The organism is Nocardiopsis lucentensis DSM 44048, from assembly GCF_000341125.1.
Taxonomy (GTDB): domain Bacteria; phylum Actinomycetota; class Actinomycetes; order Streptosporangiales; family Streptosporangiaceae; genus Nocardiopsis; species Nocardiopsis lucentensis.
In genome coordinates this window covers 1-1,635 of sequence record NZ_ANBC01000359.1, presented here as the reverse complement: position 1 = coordinate 1,635, position 1,635 = coordinate 1, and the positions used below count along the sequence as shown (strand labels likewise).

The 1,635-nt window shown below is 77.7% G+C and carries 1 protein-coding gene; it reads left to right on the top strand.

Annotation, left to right across the window (positions count from 1 at the left end):
• The coding region (locus D471_RS34130) for a beta-ketoacyl reductase (RefSeq protein ID WP_040689413.1) at positions 1-1,635 on the top strand (1,635 nt) is incomplete at both ends.

Below are 1,635 nucleotides of genomic sequence, written 5' to 3'. Positions count from 1 at the left end.
CCGGGCCCCGCCGACGGACCCGACCGCGCCGGGCGCTCCCTCGTGCTCGCGGGCGACGACGCCCACACCCTGCGCGTGATCCTCACCGCCGCCCACGAGCGCGGCCTGACCGGACGGGTCCAGGACGGGGCCGTCGAGGGCGAGCTCCCCGAGGGCTGGACCCGCGACCCGCTGCCCGAGACCGAGCCGGTCACCCTGCTCCTGGCCCACACCGCCCCGCCCCTGCCCGAGACCCCCGATCCCGAACGGGACATCGCCCACGAGGGCGCCCGGCTGTGCGCCGAGGTCACCGAGCGGGTCAGGGACCTGGCAGCCCGGGGCGTCCCCGGCGACCGCGCGTACGCCCTGACCCGGGCCAGCCGCCGGGTGACCGGCACCGAGACCGTCATCGCCGGTCCGCACGGCCTGCTCAACGGCCTCGCCCCCTGCCTCGGACTCGAACTGGGCGCGGTCTGGGGCGGCACCGTCGACCTCCCGGCCGAGACCGCCCACGCCGACGCCCTCGCCGCGGTCGACCTGCTCACGGCCGACCACGACGAGGACACCGCCGCCGTCCGCGACGGCGCCGCCCTCGTCCCCCGTCTGGTCCCCGCGGCCGACGACTACACCCCCGAGCTGCCCGTGCGGCCCGACGCCACGTACCTGGTCACCGGCGGCCTGGGCGGAGTCGGCCGCGCCGTCGCCGAGGACCTCGTCCGGCGCGGGGCCCGCCACCTGCTGCTCCTGGGCCGCCGCCCCGGCGCCGAACTCGGGAAGGCCGCCACCGGGCTCCTCGACCGGCTCAGCCGTGACGGGGTCGAGGCGGCCTACGTCGCCGCCGACTGCGACCTCCCGTCGGTCGTCGACCACACCGACCGGGCCCTGCGCGCGATGCCCGCCCTGGGCGGGATCGTGCACTGCGCGGGGACCCTGCCCCAGCGTCCGATCGCCTCGATCACCGCCGAGGACTTCGCCGCCGCCCTGCGCGGCAAGTACTCCGGCGCCTGGTGGCTGTCCCTGCTCAGCCGCGACCACGCACCGGACTTCTACGTCACGACCTCCTCGGCCTCCGCCCTGTGGGGGAGCGAAGGACACGCCGCCTACGCCGCAGCCAACGCCGGCACCGACACCCTCGCCGCCCACCGCGCCGCGACCGGAGCACCGGCCGCGAGCCTGGCCTTCGGGCTCTGGCGGCTGGACGGCATGGCCGACGCGCGGGCGCGCGCCGACCTGGCCGCCATGGGGCTCGGCGACATCGCCCCCGCCGAGGGCGGCGCCACCCTGACCGCCCGAGGCCCCGACGGCGACCCCCATGTCCTGGTCTGCCCCGTGGACTGGGACCGGTTCACCGGCGTCATGGCCGCGCGCCGCGTCCGGCCCCTCCTGGCCGAGGTCACGGCGGGCGCGAACCAGGCCTCGGCGGTGGCGACCGAGGCCGCCGGGCGCATCCTGGCCGCCCCCGAACGCACCCGTGCCGACGCGGCCCTGCGCTACACCGCGGGCGCCCTGGCCACGGTCCTCGGCCACGCCGACGCCACCGCCCTGCGCACCGACACCGGGTTCTACGACCTGGGCCTGGACTCGGTCATGGCGGTCGACCTCGTCCAGAAGCTGTCCGCCGAACTCGGCCTGACCGTGGAGATCTCGGAGGTGTTC